Source organism: Streptomyces sp. S.PNR 29 (assembly GCF_030386795.1).
Classification (GTDB): Bacteria; Actinomycetota; Actinomycetes; order Streptomycetales; family Streptomycetaceae; genus Streptomyces.
This window is the reverse complement of the sequence record NZ_JANUQM010000003.1, coordinates 232,547-248,321: the sequence shown is the minus strand read 5'-3', so window position 1 is coordinate 248,321 and position 15,775 is coordinate 232,547. Positions and strand designations below refer to the sequence as shown.

18 protein-coding genes are annotated in these 15,775 nt (G+C 71.6%); 10 read left to right on the top strand and 8 right to left on the bottom strand.

The annotated features are described in order from the left end of the window. Positions 1-17 precede the first annotated feature (17 nt). Positions 18-662, top strand: a complete 645-nt coding sequence (locus tag NW895_RS09970; RefSeq protein ID WP_289935028.1) for a dihydrofolate reductase family protein — start codon at positions 18-20, stop codon at positions 660-662. Between the two features lie 112 nt (positions 663-774). Here NW895_RS09970 and NW895_RS09965 read toward each other — a convergent pair whose 3' ends face one another. Continuing rightward, entirely contained in the window at positions 775-1,182 is a 408-nt protein-coding gene (locus NW895_RS09965) for a hypothetical protein (protein ID WP_289935027.1), read from the bottom strand. Between the two features lie 58 nt (positions 1,183-1,240). On the opposite strand from NW895_RS09965, the gene NW895_RS09960 reads away from it, so the two are divergent. Beyond that, a complete protein-coding gene (locus NW895_RS09960) occupies positions 1,241-1,945 on the top strand; it encodes a uridine kinase (RefSeq protein WP_289935026.1) in 705 nt (234 codons plus the stop codon). Between the two features lie 240 nt (positions 1,946-2,185). Here the strand turns inward: NW895_RS09960 and NW895_RS09955 are convergent, their stop codons facing one another. Then, positions 2,186-2,965 carry a SigE family RNA polymerase sigma factor gene (locus NW895_RS09955; protein ID WP_289935025.1) on the bottom strand — a complete coding sequence of 260 codons (780 nt, stop codon included), beginning with the start codon at positions 2,963-2,965 and terminating at the stop codon, positions 2,186-2,188. A gap of 256 nt (positions 2,966-3,221) precedes the next feature. Here NW895_RS09955 and afsQ1 point away from each other — a divergent pair, with 256 nt between their 5' ends. The 5 genes from afsQ1 to NW895_RS09930 all read left to right on the top strand — a co-directional run bounded on the left by afsQ1 (position 3,222) and on the right by NW895_RS09930 (position 7,428). Further along, entirely contained in the window at positions 3,222-3,899 is a 678-nt protein-coding gene (afsQ1, locus tag NW895_RS09950) for a two-component system response regulator AfsQ1 (RefSeq protein ID WP_187827957.1), read from the top strand. Beyond that, positions 3,896-5,476 (top strand): HAMP domain-containing sensor histidine kinase, encoded by a 1,581-nt coding sequence (locus NW895_RS09945; RefSeq protein WP_289935024.1) that lies wholly within the window; start codon positions 3,896-3,898, stop codon positions 5,474-5,476. The genes afsQ1 and NW895_RS09945 overlap by 4 nt, the downstream gene beginning before the upstream one ends. After that, positions 5,476-6,123 carry a hypothetical protein gene (locus tag NW895_RS09940; protein ID WP_289935023.1) on the top strand — a complete coding sequence of 216 codons (648 nt, stop codon included), beginning with the start codon at positions 5,476-5,478 and terminating at the stop codon, positions 6,121-6,123. The genes NW895_RS09945 and NW895_RS09940 overlap by 1 nt, the downstream gene beginning before the upstream one ends. A 458-nt stretch (positions 6,124-6,581) precedes the next feature. Further along, the gene (locus NW895_RS09935; protein ID WP_289935022.1) at positions 6,582-7,133 is read left to right on the top strand and encodes a VanZ family protein; all 552 of its coding nucleotides are present in this window, start codon (positions 6,582-6,584) and stop codon (positions 7,131-7,133) included. Between the two features lie 94 nt (positions 7,134-7,227). Then, on the top strand, positions 7,228-7,428 hold the full coding sequence (locus NW895_RS09930; RefSeq protein ID WP_289935021.1) for a PspC domain-containing protein: 201 nt from the start codon (positions 7,228-7,230) through the stop codon (positions 7,426-7,428). 79 nt (positions 7,429-7,507) lie between these two features. On the opposite strand, the gene NW895_RS09925 is transcribed toward NW895_RS09930, so the two are convergent. Then, complete coding sequence (locus tag NW895_RS09925) at positions 7,508-7,786, bottom strand: ATP-binding protein (RefSeq protein WP_289935020.1); 279 nt, start codon at positions 7,784-7,786, stop codon at positions 7,508-7,510. 176 nt (positions 7,787-7,962) lie between these two features. Then, positions 7,963-9,081, bottom strand: coding sequence for an adenosine deaminase (locus NW895_RS09920; protein ID WP_289935019.1), 1,119 nt, complete (start codon positions 9,079-9,081; stop codon positions 7,963-7,965). Between the two features lie 124 nt (positions 9,082-9,205). Here NW895_RS09920 and NW895_RS09915 point away from each other — a divergent pair, with 124 nt between their 5' ends. Then, complete coding sequence (locus NW895_RS09915) at positions 9,206-9,964, top strand: alpha/beta hydrolase (RefSeq protein WP_289935018.1); 759 nt, start codon at positions 9,206-9,208, stop codon at positions 9,962-9,964. A gap of 87 nt (positions 9,965-10,051) precedes the next feature. Here NW895_RS09915 and NW895_RS09910 read toward each other — a convergent pair whose 3' ends face one another. Continuing rightward, positions 10,052-11,023 carry a LysR family transcriptional regulator gene (locus NW895_RS09910; protein WP_289935017.1) on the bottom strand — a complete coding sequence of 324 codons (972 nt, stop codon included), beginning with the start codon at positions 11,021-11,023 and terminating at the stop codon, positions 10,052-10,054. A gap of 63 nt (positions 11,024-11,086) precedes the next feature. Between NW895_RS09910 and NW895_RS09905 the strand changes: the two genes are divergently transcribed. Both NW895_RS09905 and NW895_RS09900 read left to right on the top strand, forming a co-directional pair. Then, positions 11,087-12,358 carry an MFS transporter gene (locus NW895_RS09905; RefSeq protein WP_289935016.1) on the top strand — a complete coding sequence of 424 codons (1,272 nt, stop codon included), beginning with the start codon at positions 11,087-11,089 and terminating at the stop codon, positions 12,356-12,358. Between the two features lie 141 nt (positions 12,359-12,499). Continuing rightward, positions 12,500-13,513: a sigma-70 family RNA polymerase sigma factor gene (locus tag NW895_RS09900; RefSeq protein WP_289935015.1), complete on the top strand. Its 1,014-nt coding sequence runs from the start codon at positions 12,500-12,502 to the stop codon at positions 13,511-13,513. On the opposite strand, the gene NW895_RS09895 is transcribed toward NW895_RS09900, so the two are convergent. The 3 genes from NW895_RS09895 to NW895_RS09885 form a co-directional block, all read right to left on the bottom strand. Beyond that, positions 13,397-13,783 carry an STAS domain-containing protein gene (locus NW895_RS09895; RefSeq protein WP_289935014.1) on the bottom strand — a complete coding sequence of 129 codons (387 nt, stop codon included), beginning with the start codon at positions 13,781-13,783 and terminating at the stop codon, positions 13,397-13,399. The genes NW895_RS09900 and NW895_RS09895 overlap by 117 nt on opposite strands. A 22-nt stretch (positions 13,784-13,805) precedes the next feature. Beyond that, positions 13,806-14,390, bottom strand: coding sequence for a Uma2 family endonuclease (locus tag NW895_RS09890; protein ID WP_289935013.1), 585 nt, complete (start codon positions 14,388-14,390; stop codon positions 13,806-13,808). A gap of 96 nt (positions 14,391-14,486) precedes the next feature. Beyond that, positions 14,487-15,770, bottom strand: coding sequence for a thymidine phosphorylase (locus tag NW895_RS09885; protein ID WP_289935012.1), 1,284 nt, complete (start codon positions 15,768-15,770; stop codon positions 14,487-14,489). Positions 15,771-15,775 lie beyond the last annotated feature (5 nt).

Below are 15,775 nucleotides of genomic sequence, written 5' to 3'. Positions count from 1 at the left end.
GACCTGACGAGGAACACATGGACCAGCTGCTGAGAGTCATGAACTTTAACGTCTCGAGCGACGGCATCGGTGCCGGTGAGCACCAGAGTCTCGAGCGGCCGTTCGGCCACGACCGTCCCGAGAGGCTGTTCGCCTGGGCCGGCGCCACGGCGAGCTGGCCCATGCGCACGGACCCCGGGGGGAGCCGGGGCCTCGACGACTACTTCACGCGGGACTTCGCACGCAACATCGGTGCCGAGATCATGGGCCGCAACAAGTTCGGGCCCCAGCGCGGGCCCTGGCAGGACCACGAGTGGCGCGGCTGGTGGGGGGAGGAGCCCCCGTTCCGCACGCCGGTGTTCGTCATGACGCACCACAAGCGTCCGTCGTTCACGCTCTCCGACACCACCTTCCACTTCGTCGACGGCGCCCCGGCCACGGTCCTCGAACGGGCACGGGAAGCGGCGCAGGGCCAGGACGTCCGGCTCGGCGGCGGGGTCACCACCATCCGGCAGTTCCTGGATGCCGACCTCGTCGACACCATGCATGTGGCGGTCTCGCCGGTGAAGCTCGGGTCCGGACTACGCCTCTGGGAGTCCCCCGACGAGCTGCTCGACCGGTTCCACCTGGAGGTCGTGCCCAGCCCGAGCGGCGTGACGCACCACCTGTTCTGGCGAAGGTGACGCGAGGACCCGCTCGCCTTCAGGATGCGTACGTCTTCGCGGCGCTCGCGCTGCTCGACGGGCAGCTGCCGCGCACATCGACGCCGGCGGTGGTGTCACGCGGCCTTGCGCACTAGCGCGACACTCCGCCCGGCAGCCGCACCGCCGGCCCGACCGCCGGCATGTCGCCGACCGACTCGGCCTGGGCGACCGGACGCGTCAGCCCCTGTGAGTTCACCGGCTTGAAGTCGGCGACCTGGGTGTTGACGCCGTTGTCGAGCGGGTCGGAGCCGGTACCGGCCAGCGGGTTGGGCTGCAGTTCCGCGGCCGGCCCCGTGACGTGGCCGACCGTGCCGGCCGTCGACCGGAGGCCGACCTGCGGGTCGATCTTGCCGAGTGCGGTGTCGACGGCTCGCACGGCCCGCGTCTCGGTGCCCGCGGAAGCCGTCGCCGCGCCCGCCCCCAGGGCCATTCCGGCGGTCGCGAGGGCGACCAGCGCACGCTGGGCGGTCGGGCTGGGGAGAGACACACGTCGGGCCATCCTGCTGCCACCTTTTCTCACGCAGAGCAATCGGAACAGCACGAAGGGTAGTTGAGGTGTGATGCGCGCATCAAAGCCGACCCGCTGGGTCGTACGACACCCGATCGATGCCTCACACTGGTGTCCCGTGAGTTCCCAACCGCCCATACCCGCGCGAGTCGTGCTGCTCTGCGGCCCTTCCGGCTCCGGCAAGTCCCTTCTCGCCGCCCGCTCCGGTCTCCCGGTGCTGCGGCTCGACGACTTCTACAAGGAGGGCGACGACCCGACGCTGCCCCTGGTCACCGGGAGCTCCGACATCGACTGGGACCACCCGGACTCGTGGGACGCGGACACGGCCGTCGCCGCGATCACGGAGCTGTGCCGCACGGGTCGTACGAACGTGCCCGTGTACGACATCGGGCTCAGCGCCCGCACCGGCGAGGACACGGTCGACATCGGTCGCACACCGCTGTTCATCGCGGAGGGCGTCTTCGCCGCGGAGATCGTGACGCGCTGCCGGGAGCTGGGCGTGCTGGCCGACGCGCTGTGCCTGAGCCGCGGCCCGGTGAAGACCTTCCGCCGGCGCTTCCTGCGGGATGTGCGGGAGGGCCGCAAATCGGTGCCGTTCCTGCTGCGCCGCGGCTGGCGCCTGATGCGCGCGGAGCGCTCCATCGTGGCCCGCCAGACGGCACTGGGCGCGTACGCCTGCGACCGGGACGAGGCGATGGGCCGGCTGGCAGCCGCGGCGGCGGGGCGTTGCGCGCGGCCCGGGGCCGCGGTCTGACGGACGTACGCGGGGAAGACGGACCTAAGGGGTCAGGCGTTACGCGCGAAAAAGCGGGACTGGACGGACCCCCCGGCCCTCCAGCCCCGCTCCCCCGTGGTGCTCCCCCGTGTCCCCCACTTCCCCCGTGGTGGTGCTTCCCCCGTGTTCCCCCCGGGACCCGGATGCCGGGTCTCTGTAATGAAGAGACCCGTCCCTCCCCGGTGATACACCCGGGGCCCCGATTTTTTTCCCCCAGCCTCAGGCGACCAACTCGCCGAAGGCGTCCTCCTCGTCACGGCCGAAGCTGAGGACCTCGTCCTCGCGCAGCCGGCGGAGCGACCGCCAGATGCTGGACTTGACCGTGCCGACACTGATGTCGAGGATCTCCGCGATCTCCGGGTCCGTGCGGCCCTCGTAGTAGCGCAGGACCAGCATGGTGCGCTGGAGCTCGGGCAGCCGGGCCAGCGCCTGCCACAGGACCGCGCGCAGCTCGGTGCCGCGCATCGCGTCCGTGTCGCCGGGCGTCTCCGGCAGTTCCTCGGTCGGGTACTCGTTGAGCTTGCGGCGCCGCCAGGCGCTGATGTGCAGGTTGGTCATGGTGCGGCGGAGGTATCCGCCGACCGCGGCCTTGTCGCTGATCCTGTCCCACGCCCGGTACGTCGAGAAGAGGGCGCTCTGGAGCAGGTCCTCGGCCTCGAAGCGGTCGCCGGTCAGGTGGTAGGCGGTGGCGTACAGGGAGGCGCGGCGCTCCTGCACGTAGGCGGTGAACTCCGCCTCCGTCAGGGAACGGCGCTCCCCCGAGGCCTCCCCGTACGCTGCTCCCCCGTGCGCTTCCCCCGTGTGCGCGTCGACCACCGAGATGTAGGCGGTGTGCTGACGCCCGATGCCGCGAGCGCACCCCCGCCCTCCCGCACGCTCGAATCCGTTGGCGCGGGAGGGGCCCCCATCGGCACCCGACTTCTCGGAACCCCGGTGTGCGTTCACGTCATGCAGACGCGTGACCACTGCGCTGGTGCTGGTGCCGTGCAGCGTGTTCATCTCGCGCCCCCCGTCGTGGACTTCCGGTGTTCGGTCTTGCTGAGGTGTTGCCGTCCTGCCTGTGCCGAAAAGATTGCCGGGGCGACTTCATGGCCGTGTCCGCCGACTGTCACAGACCTGTCACAGGGGCCGTTCCCCAGCCGTGCGCTCAGGGTTCGCACAGTCCGGTCACAGAGAGCGGCGCTACGGGCGCGTAGCCGTACCGGAGCTGTGCGGGAGTCGAAACCCCGCCCCACCATGGGCCAGAATGAGCCCCGTGCCTTCCCTGTTGCTGATCGAGGACGACGACGCCATCCGCACGGCCCTGGAGCTCTCCCTGACGCGCCAGGGACACCGGGTGGCCACCGCGGCGAGCGGTGAGGACGGTCTGAAGCTGCTGCGTGAGCAGCGGCCGGACCTGATCGTGCTGGACGTGATGCTGCCCGGCATCGACGGGTTCGAGGTGTGCCGGCGCATCCGGCGCACCGACCAGCTGCCGATCATCCTGCTGACCGCGCGCAGTGACGACATCGACGTCGTCGTCGGTCTGGAGTCCGGCGCCGACGACTATGTCGTCAAGCCGGTGCAGGGTCGGGTGCTGGACGCCCGGATCCGGGCCGTACTGCGGCGCGGGGAGCGCGAGTCCAGCGACTCGGCGACGTTCGGCAGCCTCGTCATCGACCGCTCGGCGATGACCGTCACCAAGAACGGCCAGGACCTGCAGCTCACGCCGACCGAGCTGAGGCTGCTGCTGGAGCTGAGCCGGCGGCCGGGTCAGGCGCTGTCGCGGCAGCAGCTGCTGCGGCTGGTGTGGGAGCACGACTACCTCGGTGACTCGCGGCTCGTGGACGCCTGTGTGCAACGGCTGCGCGCCAAGGTCGAGGACGTGCCGTCGTCCCCGACGCTGATCCGTACCGTGCGGGGTGTCGGCTACCGGCTGGACCCGCCTCAGTGACACACGAACACCAAGGGGGGGTCCGCGGCTGGTCCGCGGCGCGCAAGGGAGCATGGTCGCGGCTGCGGTTCACGAGCCTCAGGCTCAGGCTGGTCGTCGTCTTCGGTCTGGTGGCGCTGACGGCCGCCGTGTCCGCGTCCGCGATCGCGTACTGGCTCAACCGGGAGGCCGTGCTCACCCGCACCCAGGACGCCGTCCTGCGGGACTTCCAGCAGGAGATGCAGAACCGGGCGGGTGCGCTGCCCGAGCAGCCCACGCAGGACGAACTGCAGCGGACCGCCGGTCAGATGGCCAACAGCAGCCAGCGTTTCAGCGTGCTGCTCGTCGCCCAGGACGCCGGCGGCAAGACGGTGTACGGCAGTTCCGGGGGACTCGGCGGTTTCTCGCTGCAGGACGTGCCGGTGTCGCTGCGCGAGGCGGTGACCAAGAAGCAGAAGGTCACTGACACCAACAAGCACCCGTACCACCTGTACTGGCAGCGGATAGTCGACGGCGACACGCCGTATCTGGTCGCCGGGACGAAGGTGATCGGCGGGGGTCCGACCGGGTACATGCTGAAGTCGCTGGAGCCGGAGGCCAAGGACCTCAACTCGCTGGCCTGGTCGCTCGGCATCGCGACGGGCCTCGCGCTGATCGGCTCGGCGCTGCTCGCGCAGGCCGCCGCGACGACCGTACTGAAGCCGGTGCACCGGCTCGGGGTCGCCGCGCGGCGGCTCGGCGAGGGCAAGCTGGACACCCGGCTGCGGGTGTCGGGCACCGACGAACTGGCCGATCTGTCACGGACGTTCAACAGCGCGGCGGAGGCGCTGGAGAAGCGGGTGGAGGACATGGCCGGGCGGGAGGCGGCCTCCCGGCGCTTCGTGGCGGACATGAGCCATGAGCTGCGGACGCCGCTGACCGCCATCACCGCCGTGACGGAGGTGCTGGAGGAGGAGCTGGAGGCCGAGACCGGCAGCATGGACCCGATGATCGAGCCAGCCGTACGGCTCGTGGTCAGCGAGACCCGGCGGCTGAACGACCTGGTCGAGAACCTGATGGAGGTCACCCGCTTCGACGCGGGCACCGCCCGGCTGGTCCTGGACGACGTCGACATCGCCGACCAGATCACCGCCTGCATCGACGCCCGTGCGTGGCTGGACGCGGTCGAGCTGGACGCCGAGCGCGGCATCCACGCGCAACTGGATCCGCGCCGCCTGGACGTGATCCTGGCCAACCTCATCGGCAACGCGCTCAAGCACGGCGGTTCGCCGGTGCGGGTGTCGGTGCGGGAAGCGGACGACTCGGTGGTGATCCAGGTACGGGACCACGGCCCCGGTATCCCCGAGGACGTCCTGCCGCACGTCTTCGACCGCTTCTACAAGGCAAGCGCTTCCCGGCCGCGCTCCGAGGGCAGCGGGCTCGGCCTGTCCATCGCCCTGGAGAACGCGCACATCCACGGCGGCGAGATCACGGCCGCGAACTCCCCGGAGGGCGGCGCGGTCTTCACGCTGCGCCTGCCACGGGACGCGTCGGCGCTGATGGAGCAGGAGGCCGGGGGCGACGGGAGCAAGGGCGAGGACGGGAAGGGGGACGCCTGATGACCGTACGTCGTGGAAACGTACGCCGGCGGAGCGTGCGCCCGGGGAGGCTGTGCCGTCTGCTCGCGCTGCCCGCGCTCGCCTCCGTGCTCGCCGGGTGCGGGATACGGCCGACCGAGGTGCCGACGGACTTCGGGCCGGCGCCGTCCCGGGTGCGGTGCTCGCTCACCGAGCCGGACGTGTCGGCGCAGGCCTCGCGCGGGATGCCGGTGCAGGTGTTCCTGCTGTGCGGCTCGTCGCTGGTGACCGTCGACCGGACCGTGCGGGTCCCGGACGGGGCGCCGGACTCGCAGCGGCGCGTCCTGGTGGCGCAGGGGCTGCTGGACCAGCTCGCGGAGGCGCCGTCGGCGGCCGAGAAGGAGGCCGGGTACACCACGGGCGTGCGCGCGGGCCTGGCCGTCAGCGGCCCGCGCTCCGGCGACCCGGAGGACACTCTGCGGCTCAGTTCCGCGCCCGGTGGCCTCACCTCGTACGCCCTCGCCCAGATCGTCTGCACGTTCTCCGACTCGGCCGCGGCCGAGGGCGACGGCTCGGTGATCCTGGGCGGACCGGGCGACGACCGGCCGCGCCGCTACGAGTGCACGGACGACGTCCGCTCCCGCCCGCGCGACAGGAAGCCGCCGTCGAGCGAGGTCGCGGACGGCTGACGCGCGGCTGGGCCGCGGCCCACCAACGGACGGCGGCGAGTGGTGCGGGTCATCGACCAGGCGGCCCGCGGACGAACAGACGGCCGTGGCGACTGCGCCGCATGCGGGGGCTGCGGCGGCGGCCGGTATCCCGAGCAGCGGCCGGTGCCGGGTGGGCCGTCCCTCTGCCGTGCAGCGCGTGCGCCCGACGCAGCAGCACAGGCCCTACGGCCGGGCCCCGGTGACGCGGCCAATGCCGGGCGAGCCACCCCTCGGCCGAGCAGCGCCCGCCGACAGGTCACGCGGCACAGGCGCCCGACGCGGCAGCACAAGGCCCTACGGCCGGGCCGCGGCCAGCGGCCTGCCGGGCCCGGCGGCGGAGGCGAAAGGGCTGGAGAACGGCCGTGTGGCGCATGCCTCACCCCGGTGCCCGGTGGTATCGCGGAACCGATCCCGCCGGAGGGGGCGTCTAGGGGGTCGTGCAGCGTCAAGGCTCCATCGGCGGCAGCGCCGTGATCCGCATCCGTGTGACAGGGGGTGTCCTCCTCGTCGCACACCTCGCGTTCGTCGCCTGGCTCACGCTGCGACCGCTGGACGTCCCCTGGGTGATGCCGGCCAACCTGCACCCCTTCGCCGGTATCCGCGCCGACCTGGCGCTGGGCTGGGCCGAGGCGGCCCGCCGGATCGGCGAGGGGCTGGCCCTGCTGGCGCCGCTGGGTGTGCTGCTGCCGATGGCGAGCGGCAGGCTGACGGTCTCGCCGCTCGCGTCCCTGTTCCGTACCGTCGCCGCCGGAGCCCTGATGTCGCTGGGCATCGAGCTGCTGCAGACCGGGGTGCCCGGCCAGGTCGTGGACGTCGACTCGCTGCTGCTGAACACCGTGGGCGTGGCCCTCGCGCATCTCGCCGTCGTCCCCGCGGGCCGCGCCTGGCTCCGCCGCAGGTCCGAGCGCCGGCAGCGCACGGCCGTCCCTCAGGAGGGCCTGTCTCAGGGTCGGACCCCGACGATTCCCAGGGTCGGGATCGCCCCGTAGAGCGACGCTTTGCCCCCTTCGTCTTGCGTAGCGTGGACGTCAGATGAGGCGACCGCCCAGGAAGCCTTTGACCGACGCTCACGAAGGAGCCGCCATGTCCCGCCTCGCCCGCCCCACCCACGGCCGCATGATCGGCGGAGTGTGCGCCGCGCTGGCACGGCGCTTCGGCACGTCCGCGACGACGATGCGTGTGATCTTCCTGCTCTCCTGCCTGCTGCCGGGCCCGCAGTTCCTGCTCTACATCGCGCTGTGGATCCTGTTCCCCTCGGAGGGCAAGGCACGCGAAGCCTGGTGAGGCGTCCGCACGCACCAACGCCGATGGGGCGCACCCCGTGTCCGGAGGGTGCGCCCCATCGGCGCGTCAGGCGCGCGGCTCAGGCGAGCGGCAGCCCCACCGGCGTCTTCACCGGCAGCCCGCCGAGCAGTCCACCGCCGGGCTTCGGCGGGTTCTTGAGGAGCGACTGCCGCAGCGCCTCGCCCGAGCTCGGAGTCTCCCCGGCGACGGCATCCGCCGGAACCGCCTTGGTGACGGTGCCGAGCGTCTTGGCGGCGTCCGGAACGGCCGGAGCCGCGTTGGCGGCACCCGCGCCGGTGGCGGCGAAGGCGGCACCGAGGGCGGCGACACCGAGGGTCTTGGCAACAGACTGCTTCATGAAATTGCGTCCTCGAAAAATTGATGACGGGAAGAGCGGTTCACGACCGTAAACACGCGACACCGTCCGCCGCAAACACCGAAATGCGGACGGATTGTGAACGCATGCGCGCCCGCATGCGCTCGCCCGCCCCCGAGTCAGCCATCCTCAGCCGCATACCCGCTGGTAGAGGCGATTTACCGGAACAGCCATTCGGATTTCAGTTCCGCATATCCCGGCTTGATCACGTCATTGATCATGGCGAGTCGTTCATCGAAAGGAATGAATGCTGATTTCATCGCATTGACGGAGAACCACTGCATGTCGTCGAGCGTGTAACCGAATGCCTCGACAAGGTGCTCGAATTCCCGGCTCATGCTGGTGTGGGACATGAGGCGGTTGTCCGTGTTCACCGTTGCGCGGAAGTGCAGCCGGCGCAGCAGCCCGATGGGGTGCTCGGCGTACGAGGACGCCGCCCCGGTCTGGAGGTTGGAACTGGGGCACAGCTCCAGCGGGATCCGCTTGTCGCGGACGTACGAGGCGAGCCGCCCGAGCTTCACCGAGCCGTCCGGGTGCACCTGGATGTCGTCGATGATGCGCACCCCGTGCCCGAGCCGGTCGGCGCCGCACCACTGCAGTGCCTGCCAGATGGACGGCAGCCCGAAGGCCTCCCCGGCGTGGATGGTGAAGTGGTTGTTCTCGCGCTTGAGGTACTCGAAGGCGTCGAGGTGCCGGGTGGGCGGGTAGCCCGCCTCGGCGCCCGCGATGTCGAAGCCGACGACGCCCAGGTCCCGGTAGCGGTTGGCGAGTTCGGCGATCTCCAGGGCGCGGGCGGCGTGCCGCATGGCGGTGAGCAGGGCGCCGACGCGGATGCGGTGGCCGTTCTCCCTCGCTCGCCGCTCGCCCTCCCGGAAGCCCTCGTTGACGGCCTCCACGACCTGCTCAAGGGTCAGCCCCTGTTCAAGGTGCTGCTCGGGGGCGTAGCGCACCTCGGCGTAGACGACCCCGTCCTCGGCGAGGTCCTCGGCGCACTCCGCGGCGACCCGGACGAGGGCCTCACGCGTCTGCATGACGCCGACGGTGTGGGAGAAGGTCTCCAGGTACCGCTCCAGGGACCCGGAGTCGGCGGCCTCCCGGAACCAGACGGCGAGCTTCTCGGGGTCGGTGTCGGGGAGGTGGGAGTAGCCCGTCTCGCGGGCGAGGTCCACGATCGTGCCGGGGCGCAGCCCGCCGTCGAGGTGGTCGTGCAGCAGAACCTTGGGCGCCCGGCGGATCTGCTCCGGCGTCGGGCTTTTCGCGGTGCTCTGGCTCGTCATCTCCGCACTCTAACTCCTACGCGCGTAGATCATCACTTTCCGGATCCTGTACATGTCCCGTCGATACGTAACGGTGACCGCGTGGACGGGTGGCGTACACCCTGACTTCTGACACTGTTCTGTCATGGCACAGCATGCGACGCCGGATCGCACGGCCCGGCTGGGGCGGGCACTGGGTCCGGAGCCGACGGCGGTGAGCGGGGTGGTGCTGCTGCTCCCCGGCGGCGACGAGGTCTCCAGCCGCAGACCGTCTCCCCTGTTGGCGACCGCCTCCGTACGGGCCTTGGGCCGCCGTCTGGCACGCGCGGGACGGGAGGAGGGCCTGGCCACCCACGTCGTGCACTACCGCTACCGCGGCTGGAACGGCAGTGCGGCGCATCTGGCGCACGACGCGTCCTGGGCCGCCGACGAGGCCGTACGGCTCTACGGAGACGTCCCCGTCTGCCTCGCCGGGATCGGCATGGGCGGGCGGGCGGCGCTGCACGCGGGCGGACACGAGGCCGTCAACTCCGTGCTGGCGCTCGCCCCCTGGCTGCCGGAGGAGGACATGGCCGCGCCACCCGAACCGGTGAAGCAGCTCGCCGGGCGGCGGGTGATGATCGTGCACGGCACGCATGACGCGGTCTCCGACCCCGAGCTGTCGTTCCGGCTGGCGGCCCGGGCGAAGAAGGCGAACCGGGATGTGTGCCGGTTCGAAGTGCACACCGATGGGCACGGGTTGCATCAGTACCGGGATGAAGTCCTCGCGTTGGCCGAGGACTTCGTCATGGGGGCGCTGTTCGGGTGCGCGTTCTCGCGGCCTGTGCAGGACGCGTTCGCGGCTCCGCCGCCTTTGGGGCTGCGGATGCCGTTGGCTGCGGGGTTCAGCCCTTCGAGGCGGTAGCCGCCGTGGGACGTGCGGTGGTCCGCGGTCTGCGGGTCGTTCGTGGCTGGTCGCGCAGTTCCCCGCGCCCCTGGGTGGGCTGTTCCCTCAGGTTGGCAGCAAATTGCCCCTTCTCGACAGCAGGAACCTCTTGAACGCGGCCACCGGTGGCGTGTCCGGGCGGCCCTCCAGCCAGGCCACGCCGATTTCCCGGGCCGCTCGGGGAGCGGTGACCGTCAGTTCCACGACTCCTGGGCGGGGGACGGTGGGCGGGGGCAGGAGGGCGACGCCGAGGCCTGCCGCCACCAGGCCCCTCAGCGTCTCCGCCTCCTCCCCCTCGAAGGCGACGCGCGGCTTGAAGCCGGCCTCCTGGCACAGGTCGTCCGTGATACGGCGGAGGCCGTAGCCGGGTTCCAGGGTGACGAAGGTTTCGTCGGCGGCCTCGGCGAGGCGGATGCGGCGGCGGGCGGCGAGGTGGTGGTCGGCGGGGACGACGAGGCGGAGCTTCTGCTCGTCGAGGCGGCGGGCGACGAGGTCGGGGGCGTCCGGAACCGGGGAGGTCAGGCACAGGTCCAGCTCCCCCGCGCGGAGCCGTTCGATCATCGCCTCGCCGTAGTTCTGGACGAGGCTGAACCGGACGCGCGGATGGTCGGCGCGGAAGGCCTGGAGCAGCCCGGGCACCGTCTCGGCCCCCATGGTGTGCAGAAAACCGAAGGCGACCTTGCCAGTGGCCGGGTCGGCGTCGGCGCGTACCTCCTCGGCGGCGCGCTCCATCTCGGCGAGGGCGCGTTCGACGGAGGCGAGGAAGGTGCGGCCGGCCGGGGTCAGGGACACCGTACGGCCGTGACGGGCGAACAGGTCGACGCCCAGGTCCTGTTCGAGGCGGACCATGGCGCGGGACAGGGTGGACTGCGGGACCTGCATCTCCTGGGCGGCGCGTGTGACGTGTTCGGTGCGGGCGACGCCGGCGAAGTACGCGAGGCGGGGCGCGAGCACCTTCGCCATGTCTGCCGTATCAGCCCTGTCTCCTGTGTCACTGGACGGTGACAGGCGCGCCTGTGACCTCTGCTGATGCTTCATGGGAACGATTATGGCGATTCCATGCATTGGACGGATCAGTGGGGGCGTGCGTAAGTTCGAAGCATGTCTCCCGCCAGTACCGGGGCGTCCACCACCATGGGCGCCGCACCGTCCGCAACGTCCCTCTCCGACTCCCGGATGACTCCGGGCGGGCCCGGCTACCGCCGGATGAGCTTCGCCCTGTTCCTCGCGGGCGTCGCGACCTTCGCCCTCCTGTACTCCACGCAGGCGCTGCTGCCGCTCATCTCCGGCGACCTCGGGGTGACGGCGAGCGACGCGAGCTGGACGGTGGCCGCGGCGACGGGTGGGCTGGCGCTGTTCGTCCTTCCCATGAGCGCCCTGTCCGAGCGCTTCGGGCGGCGTACGGTCATGACGGCGTCGCTGGCGATCGCGGTGACGGTCGGGCTGCTGGTCCCCTTCGCGCCCTCGCTGACGGCGCTGGTGGCGCTGCGGGCCGTCCAGGGGGCGGCGCTGGCCGGGCTGCCGGCGTCGGCGACGGCGTACCTCGCGGAGGAGGTCACCCCCAAGGCGCTGGTCACCGCCATCGGGCTGTTCGTCGCGGGCAACAGCGTCGGCGGGATGAGCGGCCGCGTGATCACCGGCTGGGTCGCGCAGGAGTGGGGCTGGCGGATCGCCGTCGGCACGATCGGCGCGATCGCGGTGGCGTGCGCGGTGGCCTTCCGGCTCCTGCTGCCCGCCCCCCGGCACTTCCGGCCGGGGTCCCTGCGTCCGCGCGTCCTGGCCCGTACGGTCCGCGACCACCTGGCCGACCCGCTGCTGTGCCGCCTGTACGCGATCGGCGCCCTGTTCATGACGGTGTTCGGCGGCGTCTACACGGTGATCGGCTACCGCCTGACCGAGGCCCCCTTCGGGCTCCCCCAGGGCATCATCGGGTCGGTCTTCCTGGTCTACCTCGTCGGCACGGTGTCGGCGTCGACGGCCGGCCGGCTGGTCGGACGCCTGGGCCGCCGGGGCGCGCTGTACGCGGCGGGCGGCACGACGGCGACGGGCCTGCTGCTGTCCCTGGCCGGGTCCCTGCCGCTGGTCCTGCTGGGCCTGGTCCTGATCACGGCGGGCTTCTTCGCGGGTCACGCGGTGGCGTCGTCCGCGGTCAGCAAGACGGCCACCCACGGCCGCGCCCAGGCCTCCGCCCTGTACCAGTCCGCGTACTACATCGGCTCCAGCACCGGCAGCACGGTGGGCGCGGTGGCCTTCCACTCCGGGGGCTGGGCCGGGACCGTGGGGGTCGGTCTGCTGGCGGTGCTGGGCGTCGTGACGATCACGGTGTTCGGGTCGGTGGCGGCGCGCGGGCGCAAGGGGCCGGCGACGGCGTAGGCAGTCGTGGGCAGCCGTCCTGACACCTCCACCGACCAGCGGCTTTCCTCACCCGAGGGGCCGTTGTCAGTGGGCTGCGGTAGCTTCCGAAGTGCGGGCGCGAAGACGCGCTCGGCGGGACAGCGCAGGGGTGGGTGGACGATGACCAACGGCACGGCGACGACGGATCTCGACGTCGCACTGGAAAAGCACCGAGTCGAGCTGACCGGCTACTGCTACCGCATGCTCGGCTCCTCCTTCGAGGCCGAGGACGCCGTCCAGGACACCCTCGTCCGGGCCTGGCGGAGCTACGACAAGTTCGAGGGCCGCTCCAGCCTCCGCTCCTGGCTGTACCGCATCGCGACGAACGTCTGCCTGGACATGCTGACCGCAGGCAGCAAGCGCGCCCGCCCCGTGGACCTCACGGACTCGACCCCGCTCGCCCGGGCGGCCCTCTCCCCCCGCCCGGACAGCACGTGGCTGGAGCCGATGCCCGACGCCCGCGTCCTGCCGACGACCGACGACCCTGCTCAGGCCGCCGTCGCCAAGGAGTCGGTGCGGCTCGCCTTCATGGCCGCCCTGCAGCAGCTCCCGCCCAAGCAGCGGGCGGTGCTGATCCTGCGCGAGGTGCTGGCCTGGAAGGCGAGCGAGGTCGCCGATCTCCTCGGCACCACCGTCGCGTCGGTCAACAGCGCCCTGCAGCGTGCCCGCGCGACCCTCGCCGAGCAGCAGGACAAGGGCGCCGACGCGGCCGTGTCGGATCCCCTGGACGAGCAGCAGCAGAAGCTCCTGGAGCGTTATGTCGCGGCCTTCGAGGGCTACGACATGACGGCCCTGACGGCCCTGCTGCACGAGGACGCGGTCATGACGATGCCGCCGTTCGACCTGTGGCTGACGGGCCACCAGGACATCACCGGCTTCATGACGACCCTCGGCGCCGCCTGCGCGGGCTCCCGCCTGCTGCCCGTCCAGGTGAACGGCCTGCCGGGCTTCGCCCAGTACAAGCCGGACCCGGAGGCGGGCGGCTTCACACCCTGGTCGATCCAGGTCCTGGAGATATCAGACGGCCGGCTCACCGGGTTCCACTTCTTCCTCGACACCCAGCGGTGGTTCCCGCTGTTCGGGCTGCCCCTCCATCTCGAAGCGGAGACCGACAAGGTCGAGGAGGGCGTGTAGGGCCGGGTCGGGGTCGCGCAGCCGTATCCGGCCTCCGGCTCGCCGGGCGGTGAGCTCCAGCCGCGCCAGCAGATCGACCACGCCCAGGCCCGGCGGCCCGAGCCCGCCGACGTCACATACGACGACTCCGGCGCCGGTGCCTTCCAGCAGCGCGCGCACGTCGTCGCACAGCACCGGCACCATGTCCCGGGTGACGGGGCCGGCGAGCGCGAGTACGGCGGGTGTTTTGGCGTCCACGGTCTGTAGACCGGCGGGGCGGTCGTAAGTCATCGGCGCGGACGCCGTGGGGCGGTCAGGCGGCCGGGAACTCGCTGGTGTCGATGACGAGGTCGAAGGGGGCGGGCAGCTTGAGCGACTCGCCGAACTCGGCGGTGCTGAGGGGGCGGTAGACGTCGCCCTTCGGTTCTCCGTAGAGGGTGGCGGTGGGGCCTTCGGGAGCCCAGCGGTCGACGAGCAGGTAGAGCGGGATGCCCGCGGTGGCGTATGCGGCGGGCTTGCTGATGCGGTCGTGCCGGGCGTTGGACTTGGAGGTCACCTCGACGACGAGCTCGGCCAGGGCGGCCGGGATGTGGGACTCCGCCTCCGGGCGTTCCTGCACCGGGGCCACCACCAGGTCCGGGATGAGCATGCCCAGTCGTGACGGCACGGCGATCGCCAGTGTCTGGAAGATCTCCCAGTTGTCGGGGATCACGGAGTAGAGGCGACGCTGGATGCGGGCCGCGATCACGTTGTGGCGGTACGCGCGAGCGGGTGACACGGTGATGATCCCCTCGATGATCTCCACCTTGCTGCCCTCAGGCCACTCCATCTCCTCCCAGAACCGGACGAGGTCGTCCCAGCTCTGCTCGGGGTCCTGGCTGACGGTGAGTGCGCTCATGGCGGTTCTCCTATCGGTGCGTCACCGATCCCAGCATGCCGAACGGGACCGGCGGCGGTCCGCCGATCCCGTTCACCCGAAAGAAAAAACCCCAGGTCAGGCGATACGTTCCAGCACGACGGGGGACGCAGTGAACTCAGCCCCGGGCGCCGCGATGTCGTACGAGCCCTCGACCGCCTGCAGCGCGTATGCGAAGCGTTCCGGGGTGTCCGTGTGGAGGGTCAGCAGGGGCTGGCCCGCGGTCACCGTGTCGCCGGGCTTGGCGTGCATCTCGACGCCCGCCGCGGCCTGCACCGGGTCCTCCTTGCGGGCGCGGCCCGCGCCCAGGCGCCAGGCGGCGACACCGATGCCGTAGGCGTCGAGACGGGTCAGGACGCCGGAGGACGGGGCCTTGACGACGTGCTGCTCCCGCGAGGTCGGCAGCGGGGCGTCGGGGTCGCCGCCCTGGGCCTTGATCATGCGGCGCCAGACGTCCATCGCGGAGCCGTCGGCCAGGGCCCTGGCCGGGTCGGCGCCGGCCACGCCGGCCGCGTCCAGCATCTCCCGCGCGAGCGCCAGGGTCAGTTCCACGACGTCCGACGGGCCTCCGCCCGCCAGCACCTCGACCGACTCCCGGACCTCCAGAGCGTTGCCCGCCGTCAGACCCAGCGGGGTCGACATGTCCGTGAGCAGGGCGACCGTCTTCACGCCGTGGTCCGTGCCCAGGCCCACCATCGTGGAGGCGAGCTCCCGCGCGTCCTCGATGGTCTTCATGAACGCGCCGCTGCCCACCTTCACGTCCAGAACCAGGGAGCCCGTGCCCTCCGCGATCTTCTTCGACATGATCGAGGAGGCGATCAGCGGGATCGCCTCGACCGTGCCGGTCACGTCCCGCAGGGCGTACAGCTTCTTGTCGGCCGGGGCCAGGCCGTCGCCGGCCGCGCAGATCACCGCGCCGACGCCGTCCAGTACGGACAGCATCTCCTCGTTCGACAGCAGCGCCCGCCAGCCGGGGATCGACTCCAGCTTGTCCAGGGTGCCGCCGGTGTGGCCGAGGCCGCGGCCCGACAGCTGGGGGACGGCGGCGCCGCAGGCCGCCACCAGGGGCGCCAGCGGGAGGGTGATCTTGTCTCCGACGCCGCCCGTGGAGTGCTTGTCGGCGGTCGGGCGGGACAGCGACGAGAAGTCCATGCGCTCGCCGGAGGCGATCATCGCGGCCGTCCAGCGGGCGATCTCGCCGCGGTTCATGCCGTTGAGCAGGATGGCCATCGCGAGGGCCGACATCTGCTCGTCGGCCACCTCCCCGCGGGTGTACGCGTCGATGACCCAGTCGATCTGCTCGTCGCTGAGTTCACCGCGGTCCCGCTTGGTGCGGATGACGGAGATGGCGTCCATGGCCATGGAGT

Excerpts from the sequence above, each read along its gene's own strand:
- NW895_RS09955 (WP_289935025.1), bottom strand. The coding sequence starts at position 2,965 with ATGAACACGCTGCACGGCACCAGCACCAGCGCAGTGGTCACGCGTCTG.
- NW895_RS09940 (WP_289935023.1), top strand. The coding sequence starts at position 5,476 with ATGACCGTACGTCGTGGAAACGTACGCCGGCGGAGCGTGCGCCCGGGG.
- NW895_RS09970 (WP_289935028.1), top strand. The coding sequence starts at position 18 with ATGGACCAGCTGCTGAGAGTCATGAACTTTAACGTCTCGAGCGACGGC.
- NW895_RS09965 (WP_289935027.1), bottom strand. The coding sequence starts at position 1,182 with ATGGCCCGACGTGTGTCTCTCCCCAGCCCGACCGCCCAGCGTGCGCTG.
- NW895_RS09885 (WP_289935012.1), bottom strand. The coding sequence starts at position 15,770 with ATGGCCATGGACGCCATCTCCGTCATCCGCACCAAGCGGGACCGCGGT.
- NW895_RS09925 (WP_289935020.1), bottom strand. The coding sequence starts at position 7,786 with ATGAAGCAGTCTGTTGCCAAGACCCTCGGTGTCGCCGCCCTCGGTGCC.
- NW895_RS09920 (WP_289935019.1), bottom strand. The coding sequence starts at position 9,081 with ATGACGAGCCAGAGCACCGCGAAAAGCCCGACGCCGGAGCAGATCCGC.
- NW895_RS09895 (WP_289935014.1), bottom strand. The coding sequence starts at position 13,783 with ATGACTTACGACCGCCCCGCCGGTCTACAGACCGTGGACGCCAAAACA.
- NW895_RS09890 (WP_289935013.1), bottom strand. The coding sequence starts at position 14,390 with ATGAGCGCACTCACCGTCAGCCAGGACCCCGAGCAGAGCTGGGACGAC.
- NW895_RS09905 (WP_289935016.1), top strand. The coding sequence starts at position 11,087 with ATGTCTCCCGCCAGTACCGGGGCGTCCACCACCATGGGCGCCGCACCG.
- NW895_RS09930 (WP_289935021.1), top strand. The coding sequence starts at position 7,228 with ATGTCCCGCCTCGCCCGCCCCACCCACGGCCGCATGATCGGCGGAGTG.
- NW895_RS09915 (WP_289935018.1), top strand. The coding sequence starts at position 9,206 with ATGGCACAGCATGCGACGCCGGATCGCACGGCCCGGCTGGGGCGGGCA.
- NW895_RS09900 (WP_289935015.1), top strand. The coding sequence starts at position 12,500 with ATGACCAACGGCACGGCGACGACGGATCTCGACGTCGCACTGGAAAAG.
- NW895_RS09910 (WP_289935017.1), bottom strand. The coding sequence starts at position 11,023 with ATGAAGCATCAGCAGAGGTCACAGGCGCGCCTGTCACCGTCCAGTGAC.